This window comes from Thermoclostridium stercorarium subsp. stercorarium DSM 8532 (assembly GCF_000331995.1).
GTDB classification, from domain to species: domain Bacteria; phylum Bacillota; class Clostridia; order DSM-8532; family DSM-8532; genus Thermoclostridium; species Thermoclostridium stercorarium.
The window spans coordinates 238,838-255,861 of record NC_020134.1; the positions used below are offsets into that span (position 1 = coordinate 238,838).

A 17,024-nucleotide genomic window follows, 5' to 3' on the forward strand; every position below is an offset into this window, starting at 1 on the left:
TTTTCTTTCCCCGACAGTCTAAATTTACCGTATGATTCGTTTATGCCTTCGTTGTTCAGCCAAAATGCAGTTAAGATTATTATAGCATAAAATGGGCGTTAAATTAAAATTGTATATAAACGGTATAAAATTTTGCATGTTCAATGGTGTTTCGCAAAGAAGCAGGTATAAAAAAATTATGAAATAGGAAATGAAATTATAATATATGCCATTTTCCTGCGCACCCCGGTGGTTTATATTGAAATTGTCGGAAAAGCATGGTCTGTCAATTTAAAAATGTTTTTAAAAGGGAGGATCACGGTATGAGAAGCAAAAGTATTATTGTTATTCTCTGTCTGACTCTCGCAGTTGCAATGCTTGCGGGCTGCAATTCATCCAACAGAACAGGCTCCGGAACCGTTAGCCCTACAACTGCACCGGCTTCGGAAACGGGTAGTTCGGAAAAACAAAATTCCGAAACTTCAGGCGAAAAGGTAACACTTAAATGGGCGCTTTGGGACTACGAATCAACGCCGTACTGGGCTGCGCTGATTGAAGAGTATAAAAAGGTAAAACCCAATGTAACCATTGAGTATACAGACCTGGGTTCTACCGATTATATGACTGTTCTGGCGGCAGAACTTTCCGGCAGCGGCAGCCAGTTTGACGTCGTAACAATCAAGGACGTTCCGGGATACGCAACCCTGGTTCAGAAGAATACCCTTGAAGTACTGGATCCTTACATTGAAGCTGCAGGTATTGACCTGTCGGAGTACGGGAATGTTATTGATCAGATAACCGTAGACGGCAAACTGTATGAAATGCCTTTCAGAAAGGATTTCTGGGTAATATATTACAACAAGGACATTTTTGACCGCGCAGGAGTGGAATACCCGACAAACGACATGACCTTTGAGGAATACGATGCTCTTGCAAGAAAAGTAACCGACACCACTTTCGGCAATGAGGTATACGGGGCACATTATCATACATGGAGAAGTACCGTTCAGTTGTTTGGTATTCTTGACGGCAAACATTCGATTTTGGATTCCGATTATTCATTCTTTGAACCCTATTACAACATGGTACTGAATCAGATGAAAGACGGAGTTGCGATGTCGTATACCGACGTCAGCACCGAAGGGTTGCATTATTCTGCGGCATTTACAAATGGTAACGTGGCAATGATGAATATGGGTTCATGGTTTATTTCAACTCTGATTAGCGGGCTTAAAAAAGGCGATTACGATCCCGAACTGTGCGGCAACTGGGGAATTGTAAAATATCCTCATGCCGAAGGTGTTGAGCCCGGTTCAACGCTTGGCACAATCACAGGCCTTTCGGTGACAGCCGTTTCACAGCACAAACAGGAAGCCTTTGATTTCATCAAATGGGTAAGCGGTCCTGAAGGCGCTGCGATTCTGGCGGAAACAGGAAACTTCCCGGCCCTTATGACCGATGAGGCAAAATCAATAATTGCAAACCTTGACGGATTCCCGCAGGATGAACAGAGTAAGGAAGCCCTGGAAGTAACAAACCTCTATCTTGAGGTTCCGTACGCACCGAATGTTTCTGAAATAAATGCAATTCTTGATACATACCATAAGATGATTATGAGCGGCGAAATTTCGGTTGAAGACGGTATTAAAGCAATGAACGAGGAAGTTGCGAAGCTGAAGAAGTAAATACGGCCGGACACCTGATATATAAAAATCCGTTGATGCTGATGAGGGGTAAAGCCGGTGTAAAAGCCGGCTTTATTCCGTAAAATTCGGGTACAGGAGGAGAATTCGGAATGGATGCGAAAGCGGCGGAGATGCTCAGAAAGTCCCAGAAAAAAAGAAATATCAAAAAGAATCTGATAGCCTATTCCTTTATAGCTCCGAATTTTATAGGATTTGCGGTATTTACCCTTGTTCCCATGATGTTTGCGTTTTTGCTCGCTTTTCTGGAATGGGACGGAAACAACCCTATAAAATTTGTAGGTCTGGAGAATTTTAAAGCCCTGGTAAAGGACAAATTCTTTTTAGCGTCATTGAAAAACACGATTATCTACAGTATCGGGACTGTGCCGCTGACCCTTGTTACTTCGCTTCTGCTGGCGGTGGTGCTGAATCAGAATATTAAAGGACGTGCTTTTTTCAGGACATTGGGCTTTTTTCCGTATGTAGCTTCACTTGTTGCGGTTACTTCGGTATGGACGATGGTTTTCCATGCGTCAAAAGGACCGGTGAATGCAATACTTTACTATGTCTTTAAAATACCCAAAGAAAAACTGCCCAACTGGTTTGCGGGCAATCTCGTACTGCTGATGCTGATTTTGTTCAGTGTGTGGAGGTTTATGGGGTATTACATGGTAATGTTCCTGGCAGGGCTGCAAACCATCCCTAAAGAACTGTATGAGGCAGGTACAATAGACGGGGCAAATGCATGGCAGAGATTCCGGTATATTACCCTTCCCGCATTAAAGCCTACAACATTTTTGGTTACGGTAATGCTTACTATAAACTGCTTTAAAATTTACGACATAGCCATAATGCTTGCGGGTGGAAGCCAAAATACGCTGTCGGTATCGGCAATGGTATTGGTGTATTATATTTACCAGAACGCGTTTAATTTCTGGAAACTCGGCTATTCCAGCGCCGTTGCAATGGTTCTGTTTGTTCTGGTTTTCTCGGTAACCCTTATTCAGTTTAAGATACAGGAAAATTATGCGAACGAATAATGAGATATCAAGGGGTAATGACGGATGAGATCAAAAAGGAAACTGGAAATTCTGAAAAAAAGCGTACTTTATTTTATTCTGCTTATTATGTCTGCGATAATGATCCTGCCGTTTCTCTGGATGCTTTCCTCATCAGTGAAGCTGGACAGGGAAGTTTTTAACATGAACCCGTTCGTATGGATCCCCAAAAACCCGAGGTGGAAGAATTATGTTGACATATGGACTAAGGTACCTTTTTTCAAATATGTTCAGAATACCGTAATCCTGACTATTGTCGTAACGGCGTTACAGATTTTGACCAGCAGTTTTGCCGCTTATGCCTTTGCAAAACTTGATTTCAAATTGAGAAACAAACTCTTTTTCGCGTATGTTTCGACCATTGCAATGCCGTGGCAGGTGTATATGGTGCCGCAGTTTCTCATGATGAGAAGTTTCGGGCTTAACGACCGGCTGCTTGCGATTGTGTGTCTGCAGGCTTTTTCGGCATTCGGCGTGTTTTTAATGAGGCAGTTTTATCTGACCATTCCCGATTCTTTATGCGAAGCTGCAAGAATAGACGGAATGAGCGAATACGGTATATACCTGAGAATTATGCTTCCACTGTCAAAACCGGCAATTGCGACATTGACCATATTTACTTTCGTGGCTACATGGAATGACTACCTGGGTCCGCTGATTTACCTGAAGTCGCAGAATAAGAAAACCATTCAGCTTGGCCTTAAAATGTTCATAAACCAGTATTCATCCGAGTACGGGCTGATAATGGCAGGTTCGGTAATGTCGCTTATTCCTGTAATAATCGTATTTCTTTGCCTTCAGAAATATTTTGTTGAGGGTATTGCCTCCACCGGTATAAAGGGATAAAAGGTTATTCTGTAGATATTGGCCAGACACCGGTTTTAAGGATTGAATGGACGCAGTGAAGGCTGACGAAGAGAAGCCCCAGAAAGCCATAGAAGAATGGAGAAAAGCGGGCGGCGATAAAGTGATCGAAAAATTCACCGAAACATATAATTAAAATGAGAAAATAAGTATATAATGAATATATGTTAAGTTTGAGGGGATGGGTGATACTGTCTCCTCAAACTTTTATATACACGCCTAAAACATGCTTATTTTTTGACAGGAGTGATTACTAATGGATGACAGAATAGAATTACGGTGGCTTGAAGAGAACCGGGCTACTTCCCAGGGGGTTACCTGGGGAGTGCCGTGGGCAAAAGGCGTTTTAGAGAAAAATGAAGAGTTTGTCCTCGAAACAGAGACAGGCGAGCAGATTCCCGTTCAAAGCTGGCCTGTGGCGTACTGGCCCGACGGAACGGTGAAGTGGACGGGACATGCAGTCTCTTTAAAACAGAATGTTAAACGTCTGTATCTTAAAAAAGGGAATTATGAAAATATACATGACGGTATACGAATTCAGGAAACCGATACCGGTTTTGTAATTGATACAGGTTCAATCACCTGCCGGGTTAACAAATTCGGATCCAGTATAATCCATTCAATTTCAATGGGCGGGCATGTTTATTGCGAAAACGGCGTTCTTGTCTGTATCCGTGAAGAAAGAGAAGGAAGCCCCGGGAATATGCATTTTCGTGAAGAAAAATTTGAAAGTTTTGTTGAAGAAGTAATTTTGGAACAAAAAGGGCCGATACGCTGCGTTGTTAAAATTTCAGGAAAGCACAGATCATTGACGGGAACACGGCGCTGGCTTCCTTTTACCGTTCGTTTATACTTCTACAAAAGCCAAAGTTCGGTACGAATTGTTCACAGCTTTGTTTTTGACGGCGACAAGGATAAAGATTTTATTAAAGGCCTGGGGATGACTTTTGATGTCCCGCTGAAAGGCGAGTACTATAACCGGCATGTAAGGCTGGCTGGGGATACAGGTTTCTTTTCTGAAGCCATACAGCTCTTATCCACGTGGAGACCGAGAATTCCGGAAGAAATTTACAGAAGGCAGATACGGGGGGAAATCATATCTCTGGAGGATAATCCGGAAATAAAGAACAGTACCGAAGCAATTGCAGCGTGGGATGGTTTCAAACTGGTTCAGATTACAAGTGATACCTATATGATTGAAAAAAGGACACAGGAAGGCTGCTGCTGGATACATGCAGGCACCGGTCACAGATCAGCGGGCGTTGCATATGCGGGAGGGGAAAGCGGAGGCCTGGCCGCGGGAATACGCAATTTCTGGCAGAAGTATCCTGCGTCAATTGAGATACACGGCATGAAAAAAGATACTGCGGCCTTAACGTTATGGTTCTGGTCATATGATGCGCAGCCAATGGACCTGCGGCACTATGACACGGTGACTCATGTGGAAAGCCATTATGAAGGTTCGGAAGAACTTAGGAGTACGCCGTACGGCATTGCGAATACCAGTGAAATTCTTATTCAGCCGTATGAAAAAACTCCGAATTACACCGAGCTGTCGGAACTGGCCTCCTTGCTTTCTTCGCCCGGGCTTTTTGTCTGTGCTCCCGAATATTACCACAAAGTAAAGGCGTTCGGCGTATGGAGCCTTGTGGATCATTCTTCGAAGGCAAAGTCTTTCATTGAAAACCAGCTGGACCGGGCAATTGAATTTTACAAAGAAGAGGTTGAACAGCGTAAATGGTATGGATTCTGGAATTATGGGGATTTCATGCATACGTATGATGCCGTCCGGCATACATGGAAATATGATATGGGAGGATATGCATGGCAGAATACCGAGCTTGTGCCGACTTACTGGCTGTGGTACAGTTTCCTCAGGACAGGAAGAAGCGATATTTTCCGCATGGCTGAAGCAATGAGCCGGCACACGATGGATGTGGATACATACCATATCGGTGAATATAAAGGTTTGGGATCAAGGCATAATGTCGTTCACTGGGGATGCGGATGCAAAGAGGCAAGAATCAGTATGGCGGGGCATCATCGGTTTTATTTTTATCTTACCTGTGACGAACGAACGGGGGATGTCCTTGACGAGGTCAAAGATGCGGATTTTGCTTATATCAGTTTGGATCCTTTGAGGGCATATTACCCCAGGGAGAATTATCCCACTCATGTAAGGACAGGGCCGGACTGGGCGGCTTTTTGTTCAAACTGGTTGACCCAGTGGGAACGTTATGAGGATACGCACTACAGGGATAAAATTCTGACGGGTATCAGCTGCCTGAAGAAAATGCCGTACCGTTTATACGGAGGAACGGTTTTCGGATATAATCCCGAAACGGGAGAATTAATATACCCGGGGGAGGAACGGGGTACAGGATCCCATTTGGTACTGTGTATGGGAGGAGCGCAAATATGGCTGGAGTTGTCTGACTTAATTCAGGATCAGGAATGGGATGAAATGCTTGCCGAGTATGGGGAATTTTACACCCTTTCCGCTGAGGAAAAAACTGAACGAACCAGTGGAGCGGTAAGTGGTAATGGCTTTGCCTTTCCGATATTTTCGGCCTCCCTGCTTGCATATGCCGCAAGAAAAAGGAAAGATCGTGAACTTGGGAAAAAAGTATGGGAAATTTTGTCAGGTAAGGGCAGTGGCCACCATACGCCTTACAGGATAGAAAAGTATGAAGTTGGAAAAAATAAATATTTTAAAGAAATTCATGAGATCCCATGGATTTCAACCAATACAATAGCCCAGTGGGCGCTGAACCTTATTGTATGTCTGGAACTTGCGGGAGACTGTTTGACGGACGATTTCGTATCAAAGGTTAAATCATATGAAAACAACGTTAATTAATCCTCCGGCGTTTACCTGTAGATTTTCAGATCAGGACGGTCAAATGCATAAGAGCAAAAAACATAACGGAATGAAGAGATTATCGTTCTTTTAATACATATTTCATGATATAATACATATGAATTAGGAAGGCGTCAGGGAAAAAGCGTTCACTGAAAATGAAACGGATGCCCTTTTTTTCAAAACAGGCGGGGAAGATGCTTCCCCGCCCTGAAATAAGACCATATACCGTTTTATGCTTAATTCCGTCCGCTGTTAGAATTTTTAAATTATCCATAGAGGGCTGGAGGGTAATTAATGAAACTATCCGCTTCAACCGTTAAAGCACGGCTTGTGATAATCTGCATACTTCTTGGCACAATACCCGCCATTATTGTCGGAGGCTTCTCTACATACAGGGGTTCGAAATCGGTTCAGGACAAGGTTAATGAGGGGAATATGAGAAATCTTGTTCAGGTTAGGATGTCGGTGGAGCAGCTCCTTTATACAGCCGACCATATTCTGGCTCAGTTTGTTGAAACTCCTGCCGTTAAATCCAGTTTGCACGTAGAGCTGCAGGGAGAGAATTTTTATATTTTCAATACCGTTGAAGACGCTATTAACAACCTTCCAACATACAGTCTGGGAGCAAGCGAAATTTGCTTTGTAAATCTTGAAAAAAACTGGGTTATTGATAACAGCGGAATATACAGACTTGAAGATTATCAGGATAAAAGTTTTCTGGAGGAGCTGGTAAGAAAACCAGGCACATCTTTCTGGATTGGTGATCTCAGTATAGGCTTAGGCAATACCGGGGATGAAAGTTCAGGAGAATGTGTGTGGCTGGTGAAAAAATGGCCTTTTTTTACCGAAAAGCCGTCATGTATGGCCATTATGAAAATTCCCTACGGCCAGTTCTCAAACCTGATATCTGAAAACATAGAGCTGGGAAAAGTGATGGTAATAAGCGCAGATGGCCTTGTAATCGCTCATAATGACAAGGAAGAGGTGGGGAAGGACTATAATGACGTGGTTTATTACCGGAAGGCAAGGGAACAGGCAGGTGACCAGGGAAGGTTTACAATTGAGATGGACAATGTGAAATACAGCATTAACTATCTTAAATCCTCATACAATAATTGGGTATATCTTTCAATTACATCCATTGCCGAGATATCCAAAGACTCGAGGGCGATAGTCTGGTTTACATTTATTGCCTGTCTTACGGTCATAGTAGTGGTCAATGTGGCGGCGTTTTTTATTTCAGACCGCTTTTATAAGCCTATTCAGAAACTTTACAACATGGTTGTGAAAGTACCTGACAGAAAGGACCCGGCCGGCAGAAATCGGGATGAATTCAGCCTTATTGAGGAACGCCTGAATTTCCTGATGAAGGATAATTACAGGCTGAATAAGCAGTTGTCTATACAGTCCGATCAGTTGAAGGAGTATTTTATTCTCCAGCTTATTCTTCGCGACCTGGACAGGGATTTTATAGAATCAAGGATCAAATTATACGGATTTCCGGTGCTGACCGAACCCGTTTGTGTTCTTGTAGCGAGGATTGATACATTTGAAGGCACTATTTATCAGAAAGAAGACATGGATTTAATGCTGTTTGCCGTTAATAATATAGTGGGTGAAATTCTTGAGAGTATAATCGTACTGAAACCAATTGTGGTTGAGGAATATCAGGTTACAATAATAAAGGTAAGTAATGATACCGGAAACATGAAGGAAATTGCGTTCTCGGCTACCGAAAAAATTCGGGATACCGTAAAAAAGACGCTAAATCTTTCGGTAAGCATAGGCATAAGCGATCCTGTTACCGGTTACGGAGATATAAGCAAGGCTTACTACGAATGCATTGAAGCTTTGAAACACCAAATCAGTCTTGGTTACGGAGCCATCATATTTTATCATGACATTCGGAATTCAAGCAGTCTGAAACCCGTATTCCCCGAAAAACTTGAGGAGGAGCTGCTTAATGCAGTGAAAAGCTGCTCTTCTGACAAGGCAAAAGAATTATTGCACCAGTTTATTGACAGGATATTTATGGTCGAAGCGTCAAGACATGAATATCAGACGTCTCTTGTGCGTCTTTTGACCGATTTGCTGCAAATTCTTAAAGACAACGGACAGTCATATGATGTTGTCGTTAAAGACGGTATATCGCCGTATGAACAGTTGTTTGCGTTAAAAACTGCAGGCGAGATTGAAAGGTGGTTTTTTGAGGAAATAATTGTGCCTGTTATCGGGAATATTGAGCAGTCTGATAAAAATCAATACAAGAAGATAGTTGAACAGGTGCTGAATATAATTCACGAAGAGTTCCATACCGAACTTACCCTTGAGGATTGCGCGGCGAGGCTTAATTACCATCCAAGCTATATAAGACGGATACTGAAAAACGAAGCGGGCATAGTGTTCAGTGAATATTTGGCTCAGTACAGAATTGACATGGCTAAAAAATGGCTGATTGAAACTGACATGAAAATATCTGATATCGCTGAAAAACTTAAATACAAAAATGCGGAAAACTTTATAAGATTTTTCAAAAAATATACCGGTATGACCCCGGGAAAATACAGAGAATTAAATAAATAACCCTTTGTCGCTAAAATGACTATTCAATGCAATTGTTATTTTAAAATACATTGAAATGCAGGTGTTGAAGGCATTTCACCGTTTTATTTTATTAGTATCCCTTCTGACTATAGAATTTAATCTCCCCCGACTTTAAAATGAAAATGTGGCTTGAGTTTTCAAAAAAACATTTTACATTATCGGGAGGAGATTTATTTGAACGGAACGTCGTTACAGGTGGCCGGGAAAAAAGGAAGCAAACCGAAGAAAATACTTACCATGATAAAAAAGGATATCTGGCTTTACATTCTGTTAATTCCCGGCGTATTGCACTATATCATATTTAAGTATTTGCCGATGTGGGGTATATTGATTGCCTTTAAGGACTATAACGCGTACCTGGGTTTTTTCGACAGCCCATGGGTTGGTTTCAAGCATTTTAGTGAATTTTTTTCCAATCCTGATTTTAAACGGCTTTTGTCAAATACACTTATTATATCTTTTTATAACCTGATTTTCGGATTTCCTGCTCCGATCATTATGGCTCTGATGCTCAATGAGGTAAGGAAGGAATGGTATAAGAGAACCATTCAGACGCTGGTTTACATACCTCACTTCATTTCGTGGGTTATAATTGCGAGCCTGACATACACAATATTCAACTCGCAGGGAGTAATTAACAAATATATGATCCAGATGGGGCGCGAAAGTACGATACCATTCCTTACCGACAGTAGATATTTCAGAGCTATGATAGTAGGGCAGACGATATGGAAAGAGACCGGTTTCGGTACGATAATTTATTTGGCTGCTTTGTCAAATGTTGATCCACAATTGTATGAAGCTGCTATTATAGACGGCGCAAACAGATTCAGACAGTTATGGCATATTACTTTACCGGCTATCAGAAGCACGGTTGTAACGCTTTTAATATTAAGGCTCGGGCATATCCTGGACAACGGGTTCGACCAGATATTCCTCATGAGCAATTCACTGAACAGAAAAGTATCCGAAGTGTTTGACACTTATGTATATATAATAGGTATTACTAAAGGTGCGTTCAGTTATTCCACCGCCGTGGGTTTGTTTAAAGGAGTTATAGGTATCATACTTATTTATTCGGCAAACTGGCTTGCAAAAAAGGTCGGCGAATCGGGAATTCTGTAAAGTATGCATCCAATGACACAGTAAAAAATACGTATAATATAATCTGACGCTGAAAGGTGATCTGAAATGAAATATAAAAAGTCGCTGCTTTCAAGAATCTTTGACGTTTTTAACTATACATTCCTGGGGCTTTTTGCCTGTACGGCAATACTTCCTTTCCTGTACGTGCTGGCCTGCTCCTTTTCATCTGAAAAGGAGATACTTGAAAGACCGTTTTACATCATACCCAGGAATGTTCAACTGGCCGCCTATAAATATATTTTTTCATCCCCTACGCTGCCAAGGGCTTTCATGATTTCGGTATTTGTCACGATAACGGGTGCCGCCACCGCAATGTTTCTTACTCTTACGCTGGCATATCCGCTGTCAAAAAAATATCTCTTAGGCAGGAAGGTGCTGCTTTCACTTATTTCGTTTACACTGGTTTTCGGCGGCGGGATGATTCCGACATTCCTGGTTATCAAGGATCTTGGAATGTTAAACAAATTTTGGGCATTAATACTGCCGGGTGCGATAAGTACATGGAATTTGCTTGTTGTTAAAAATTTCTTCCAGGAACTTCCTCAGGAGCTGGAAGACTCAGCAAGAGTCGATGGCTGCAGTTCGCTGGGAACATTCATAAGGATTGTGCTTCCGCTCTCGATGCCGGTTATTGCCACATTCACATTGTTTTATGCGGTAGGATACTGGAATGATTACAGAAGTTCCCTTCTTTATATTACCGACAACAAAAAGTGGCCGCTGCAACTGGTGCTGAGGCAGATTGTTCTTATGGCTGCGGGTAATATAGATGGTGCGACTTTTGACGCAGCATACACTCAGCCGCCTCTGGAGGCTTCGAAAAATGCGGTAATTGTTTTTGGTACAGTTCCCATTCTTGTCGTGTATCCGTTCCTGCAGAAACATTTCGTAAAAGGAATAATGATTGGAGCTATAAAGGGTTAACAGCAGTGCCTAACGCACTGTGAAAAATAATAAATAAAAATAAAAGGAGAGGGTTGTAAAGATGAGAAGAAAGATCAGCATTCTTTGTCTGGTATTGGCCGTTATTTTTGCCCTGTCGGCATGTTCCGGCTCAAAAACAAGCAATTCGAACACCACGCCGACACAGGGGGCACAACAGGGCGATACCAGTCAGCCTACAAAACCGGCGGAAAAGAAAAAAGAAATCGGTATTTTGGCAATTACTTTTACCGGAACACCGATTGCCGATAATGAACCTGCCGTGTTAGCACTGGAGGAACTTACAGGTTATGATATTAAACTGGAATTCCTTCTGAACTCCGCATATGAGGATCAGCTTAATACAAGAATGGCGGCAGGAAATCTTCCCGCGCTGGTGGTAATCACCGGAAAGACTGCAAGCGTAATAAATTACTGCCGTGCAGGAGCTTTCTGGGATATTACCGATGAATACAAAAAATATCCCAACCTTGCAAAGGCAAACGAAATTGTTATGAATAACATTTCAATTGACGGAAGAATTTACGGAATTTACAGGGCAAGGCCTCTGGGAAGAAACGGTATATCCTACAGAAAAGACTGGCTGGAGAATTTAGGACTTGAAGAACCGAAAACTATGGACGACCTGTACAATGTTCTTAAGGCATTTACTTACAACGATCCGGACGGAAACAATGTAAATGACACCTACGGTATGACCTGGTGCAAATACTACGGGCCGCTGGATCAGATTTCTGTAGCTTTGGGCGCGCCGAACAAGTGGAAGGTCGAAGATGACGGAACTTTTGTACCCGATTTCGATACTCCTGAGTATATGGAAGCCATGAAGTATATGAGAAAACTCTATGAAGAAGGATTAATCAACAGAGACTATGCCGCTTTGGAGACATCCGACTGGACGAAGGACTTCCAGAACGGGAAATCGGGTGTTCATATCGACGTTAGCGACCAGGCATGGCGTTTCCAGAAGAAATTCATTGAAATGGGCATGGATGACGACATAGTATGGGTAATGGGAATGCCTGAAGGACCTTTTGGAAAGAGAATTCTGCCCACATCCGGTCACGCAGGTTTCGTAGCAATAAGCAAAGCTGGAGCTCCTACCGAAGAAGATATGAGGGATGCGCTGAATTTCCTCGATCTTTGCAATACCAAGGAAGCTCAGAATATCCTCAACTTTGGTGTTGAAGGCATACACTATGATCTGACCGAGGAAGGATATGTAAAGAGAAGACAGTTTGATCAGGATCCGATGGAAGGATTCAATCAGTTTATGACCAATGTGGTTGACGGGCTTCTGCTTATGGAAGAAATGACACCCGTACAGAAGCGTCGTGAAGAGGTTATCCTTGAAAATATCCCGTACTGCGTTGCAAATCCGGCAGAGCCGCTTACTTCAAGTACGTATGCCAATAAAGGTGCTCAGCTGGATCAGATGATTACCGACGCAAGGAACCAGTTCATTGCCGGACAGCTTGATGAAGCCGGATTCAAGGCTGTTGTTCAGGAATGGTACGCTCAGGGCGGTAAGCAGATTTGCGAGGAATATGCTGAGGCGTACAGAGCGGCTCACGGAAATTAAAAAGTTAATCTGCAGGATTAAATATGGAATGCTTTGGCAGCAGCCTAAACGCTGCCAAAGCATTTTTCATCCCTCCTGAAATTTTGCCGATGGCATGTATTTTAACCGGACCGGGATTGTTTTTTGGATGTAAGGGCTATATAATAATTATTAGTACATATAATATTAACAGGTTTTGCTTTTTCTGTTTTGTCCCGGTCACCTGAGAAAAACGGAAAGAGTTGGTTTTCCTAAAAGCACAATGGAAAGTGTTTTTCCAAGGGGGTTTTATGTCGGTTTTCAGGAATAAAAGGACTGTATTATTTATTGTTTTCGTGGTTTTGCTGGCCATTTCTTTGCCAGGATGCAGGGAAGCAAATATATACGATAATAACGGTAATATGAGCGGGGAAAGTGAAAAAAAGCCTGTGGAGATGAAAATTGTCTTAGGCTATGCTGAGGAAATGCCATCAAAAGACAATCCTGTGATCCAGGAATTAAACAGGCTTGCCAATGCCAATATAATCGTGGAATGGACACCGATGGTTTCATATAATGATAAATTCAATGTTCTGATGGCTTCAAATAACATGCCTGATGTGGTACTTGTGCCCGATGTAAAGAATACAACCTTTTTATATGCCGTAAACGCAGGCATGTTCTGGGAACTTACTGATCGTATTCAAAACTTTTCCGAACTCAGGGAAATAAATCCGATATTGCTGAAAAACGCGTCGGTAAACGGAAAACTCTACATGCTTCCAAGAGAAAGGGAACTGAAGAGAAAAATGGTGGTTTACAGAGCCGATTGGGCTAAAGAGGCTGGCCTTGGACCACCCGATACAATAGAGGGTATTTATAACATGGCAAAAGCCTTTGCGAAAGGTGATTTTGACGGAAACTCGGAAATAGATACAATCGGTTTTGCACTGGGGACAGTGAATAATGAAATTGACTGTTTTGATGCCCTTGTTGTGGCTTTCGGCGGGTTTAACAGATGGGGAATAAAGGACAATAAAATTGTCCCGTCCTTTATGACCGAGGAATACCTTGAAACCATGAAATGGCTGAGAAAAATGTACCGGGAGAATCTTATCAACCGGGATTTTGCAATAACGAAGACCACACAGATTGTTCCCGATCTGGTTGACAAGGAAAAGACAGGGCTGTGGCTTGCTTACAGGCTGCCCACTCTTTCGGATCCGGTTTTAAAAGCGAAACAGGAACAGGATCCGTCAGTAAAAAGGGAGGATGTTTACGGATACGCGTTTCTGAAAGATGCCACCGGAAATGAAAGAATAGCTGCAGAAACGGGTATTTCAGGAGGCTTTGCCTTTCCAAAGAAATCGGTAAAAACCGAGGAACGTCTGAATGAACTACTGGGCGTGTTTAACGTTATTCAGAGCAGGGAGGGCCAGATACTGATAAATAACGGCATAGAAGGTGTGCATTTTGAACTGGTGGAAGGCAAGTATGCAAAAGCAATTGATCCTGAAGTTTTCAACCGTGAGGTAAGCCCCATCGGCCAGTTGGGCACAGGAGGCACAAAAGCGTATATTATAGCTGACGATGAAATTTCAATAAGACTTAACATGGACAGACGGACATATAACAATATGGTTTTTGATGTAACCGCAACGTTGTTTTCCAGTTCGTACAGTTCGAATTATACAACATTGCAGAAAATCATAAGCGACGCTCAGTTTAAGTTTATAATGGGCGAGATAGACGAAGACGAGTGGAACAAAGCCATAGAAGAATGGCTGAAGGCCGGCGGCGAAGCGGCGATAGATGAATTCACAAACGCCTATTACGGGAAAGTTAATTAACTTCCCTGTACGCTTTTCTGAACTCTGTAGGCCTTTTCCCCATATACTGTTTAAAAACCTTTCCGAAATTTGTAAGACTCTGAAATCCGGTCTGCTCGGCAATTTCGGAAACGCTTGTATTGTATTACTTTCGGTAAGAAGCTTTTTTGCCTGCATAATTCTGTTTATGGTAATATATTCATTTATCGTAAAACCGGTGTATTTCTTGAAGGTACGGCAAAGGTGATATTTGCTTATATAGAACATTTCAGACAAATCGTCAACGCTTATGTTTTCGGAATAATGGGATGATATATAATCGGCAATTTCCTCTATTTTCCGGTTTACCGGAACCCTGTTTTCGTCCGGGGGATTTGAACGGTTTTGGATTTCCTTTTTTCTTATGATAAACGTAAATAACTCGATTAGCCTTGCGATTACGAGACCTTTATACCCGCTTTTCTGGCGCTGCAGTTCGTATATGACGGAATTAAGTATTTCTTCAATTTTTCTCTGATCCTCGTCTCCGAGATTCAATACTCCCGATTTTTTAAAAACGCATGTTTGAATGAACTTATTATCAAAGAAAACATTTATTTCTTCAAGAAGTGAAGGCTCAAATTCAAGAAGTATTCTTTCATGTCTCGCATCGTCGTAATTGCTGGTTCTGTGGAGCTGATTGGAATCAACTATCACCAAGTCTCCTTTTTTTACATAATAATTCCTGCTTCCGATAAAGTAATATCTTTGACCTGAAAGCAAATAATATATTTCGTAGTAATTATGGAAGTGATTTATGGGCATTGAATAGAACTTATCACGGCGGATTTGTTCTATTCTGAAACCTTTTAATTTGCCGTTATAAACAATCTCTTCCATGGAAATGAACTCCTGTAAATCAAAATTTTTATAGCAATATTGTTTGAAAGGATGAATCAACTGAGCAATATCCGTTGAGATAATTGTATAATATTGCTGTATAATGATCAATACATAATAAAAATTTGTGCAAAATGACAATATTTTTTCATTTGCGTGGAATACTAATCTTATGACCCTTCATTCTTGTATTCTGTTATATTTAATAAATCAAATTTTACAGGGGGTAGATATTATGAAAAGGTTTATTGTTTTGTTAATTACTGCAGTGGTTATATTGTCTTTAACAGCATGCGGAAGGACGGGACAGCAGACTCCGTCAACAACCGTCACTCCGACTGCACCGCCTCAGACGGGCACAGGCAGCGGAAGTAAGCCATATGATGTAAAAGCCAACCTGAGGATTATCTGGTGGGGCTCGCAGACGAGGCATGATTATACTCTGGCGGCAATTGATGTTTTTGAGAAAAAATATCCTAATATAACCTTGACGGCTGAATTCACCGCGTGGGATTCATATTGGGAGAAACTGGCCGCAATGTCTGCTTCAAAAAATCTTCCTGATATTATACAGCAGGACTACAAATATATTACAAGCTATACAAACAATAACCTGATTATTGATTTATTCCCGTATGTTGAAAGAGGAGTAATAGATTTAAGCAATTGCCCTGAAGCCACATGGTCGGGCGGGATTGTTAATGACAAACTTGTTGCAATAAACCTCGGAATGAATACCCATTGCGTAATGATTGACAAAGATATTTTCGACAAAGCCGGAATACCAATCCCGGAAGATACATGGACAATTAAAGAATATCAGGAGATATGCGACAAACTTGTGGCAATGAAGGATCAACTTGGCATAGACTATGCCGATCAGTCCAGCAAAAACGCATTTAATGAACAAATTCAGTTTGCATTCCGTGAAAAGGGGCTGTGGTTCTACAACCAGGACGGTTCGGAATCCTTCGGCTGGGATAAGGAAACGGGAAAGCAGATTATTGTCGAGTTATTAAAACGTGAGAAGGAAAATATTGAAAAGAAGAGAACTGCACCTTTGGCAGTGCGTGAAGAGAATGAAGTCAACGGTCCTGAATCGGGGCTCATTGTAAAGGGAAAGGTAGCCATGAATTCGGGTAACTGGTCCAACCAGGCAAAGTCGATTTCCAATGCTGCAGGCAAGAAATTCGTGCTTGTCGCACTGCCCAGCGAAACAACTAAAAAGATGCAGTATATGAAACCCTCACAGTTCTTCTCAGTTTCTTCAAACTCTAAATATCCTGAACAGGCTGCATTCTTTATCAGTGAATTTATTAACAACATCGAAATGAACTATGAGCTGAAGGGTGAACGGGGAGTGCCCATTTCCGACAAGGTGCGTGAAGCCCTGGCAGCAACCTTTGAGCCTGATTCAATTGACAAGGCTGTGTTCGATTATGTCGGAAGAATTGCTCCCATTGCCAACGACATATGGAAACCTGAACCCAATGCAAATGCAGCTATTATAGTGCTGTATCAGAACATGCTGAAGAACGTTGTGGACGAAGGAATGGATCCCGAACAGGCCTTTGAAATATTCTACGAACAGGCAATGATTGAATTTGAAATGGCAAAATAACCAAGCTAAAAGAA

General features: G+C 41.9%; 10 protein-coding genes and 2 pseudogenes. 10 read left to right on the forward strand and 2 right to left on the reverse strand.

The features are described from left to right. Positions 1-302: 302 nt before the first annotated feature. From CST_RS01015 to CST_RS13690, 9 genes are all read left to right on the forward strand, one after another. Positions 303-1,664 (forward strand): ABC transporter substrate-binding protein, encoded by a 1,362-nt coding sequence (locus CST_RS01015; RefSeq protein ID WP_015357941.1) that lies wholly within the window; start codon positions 303-305, stop codon positions 1,662-1,664. 110 nt (positions 1,665-1,774) lie between these two features. Further along, on the forward strand, positions 1,775-2,704 hold the full coding sequence (locus CST_RS01020; protein WP_015357942.1) for a carbohydrate ABC transporter permease: 930 nt from the start codon (positions 1,775-1,777) through the stop codon (positions 2,702-2,704). A 24-nt stretch (positions 2,705-2,728) separates the two neighbouring features. Further along, entirely contained in the window at positions 2,729-3,568 is an 840-nt protein-coding gene (locus CST_RS01025) for a carbohydrate ABC transporter permease (protein WP_015357943.1), read from the forward strand. Between the two features lie 274 nt (positions 3,569-3,842). Beyond that, positions 3,843-6,446, forward strand: a complete 2,604-nt coding sequence (locus CST_RS01030) for an exo-rhamnogalacturonan lyase family protein (protein WP_015357944.1) — start codon at positions 3,843-3,845, stop codon at positions 6,444-6,446. Between the two features lie 297 nt (positions 6,447-6,743). After that, positions 6,744-9,032: a helix-turn-helix domain-containing protein gene (locus tag CST_RS01040; protein ID WP_015357946.1), complete on the forward strand. Its 2,289-nt coding sequence runs from the start codon at positions 6,744-6,746 to the stop codon at positions 9,030-9,032. A 195-nt stretch (positions 9,033-9,227) separates the two neighbouring features. Next, on the forward strand, positions 9,228-10,178 hold the full coding sequence (locus CST_RS01045; protein WP_015357947.1) for an ABC transporter permease: 951 nt from the start codon (positions 9,228-9,230) through the stop codon (positions 10,176-10,178). A 66-nt stretch (positions 10,179-10,244) separates the two neighbouring features. Further along, positions 10,245-11,123, forward strand: coding sequence for a carbohydrate ABC transporter permease (locus tag CST_RS01050; RefSeq protein ID WP_015357948.1), 879 nt, complete (start codon positions 10,245-10,247; stop codon positions 11,121-11,123). Between the two features lie 61 nt (positions 11,124-11,184). Further along, the gene (locus CST_RS01055; RefSeq protein WP_015357949.1) at positions 11,185-12,723 is read left to right on the forward strand and encodes an extracellular solute-binding protein; all 1,539 of its coding nucleotides are present in this window, start codon (positions 11,185-11,187) and stop codon (positions 12,721-12,723) included. 269 nt (positions 12,724-12,992) lie between these two features. Beyond that, positions 12,993-14,531: a type 2 periplasmic-binding domain-containing protein gene (locus CST_RS13690; RefSeq protein ID WP_015357951.1), complete on the forward strand. Its 1,539-nt coding sequence runs from the start codon at positions 12,993-12,995 to the stop codon at positions 14,529-14,531. Here CST_RS13690 and CST_RS13870 read toward each other — a convergent pair. Then, positions 14,524-14,640 (reverse strand): annotated as a pseudogene (locus CST_RS13870) (helix-turn-helix domain-containing protein); the annotation flags it as partial. The gene CST_RS13690 and the pseudogene CST_RS13870 sit on opposite strands and share 8 nt — an antisense overlap. A gap of 71 nt (positions 14,641-14,711) precedes the next feature. Next, a pseudogene (locus CST_RS13875) lies at positions 14,712-15,389 on the reverse strand (AraC family transcriptional regulator); the annotation flags it as partial. Positions 15,390-15,624: 235 nt separating this feature from the next. Between CST_RS13875 and CST_RS01075 the strand changes: the two are divergent. Then, a complete protein-coding gene (locus tag CST_RS01075) occupies positions 15,625-17,010 on the forward strand; it encodes an ABC transporter substrate-binding protein (protein WP_015357953.1) in 1,386 nt (461 codons plus the stop codon). Positions 17,011-17,024 lie beyond the last annotated feature (14 nt).

Coding starts and splice junctions, on each gene's coding strand:
- CST_RS01015 (WP_015357941.1), top strand. CDS start 303: ATGAGAAGCAAAAGTATTATTGTTATTCTCTGTCTGACTCTCGCAGTT.
- CST_RS01020 (WP_015357942.1), top strand. CDS start 1,775: ATGGATGCGAAAGCGGCGGAGATGCTCAGAAAGTCCCAGAAAAAAAGA.
- CST_RS01025 (WP_015357943.1), top strand. CDS start 2,729: ATGAGATCAAAAAGGAAACTGGAAATTCTGAAAAAAAGCGTACTTTAT.
- CST_RS01030 (WP_015357944.1), top strand. CDS start 3,843: ATGGATGACAGAATAGAATTACGGTGGCTTGAAGAGAACCGGGCTACT.
- CST_RS01040 (WP_015357946.1), top strand. CDS start 6,744: ATGAAACTATCCGCTTCAACCGTTAAAGCACGGCTTGTGATAATCTGC.
- CST_RS01050 (WP_015357948.1), top strand. CDS start 10,245: ATGAAATATAAAAAGTCGCTGCTTTCAAGAATCTTTGACGTTTTTAAC.
- CST_RS01055 (WP_015357949.1), top strand. CDS start 11,185: ATGAGAAGAAAGATCAGCATTCTTTGTCTGGTATTGGCCGTTATTTTT.
- CST_RS13690 (WP_015357951.1), top strand. CDS start 12,993: ATGTCGGTTTTCAGGAATAAAAGGACTGTATTATTTATTGTTTTCGTG.
- CST_RS01075 (WP_015357953.1), top strand. CDS start 15,625: ATGAAAAGGTTTATTGTTTTGTTAATTACTGCAGTGGTTATATTGTCT.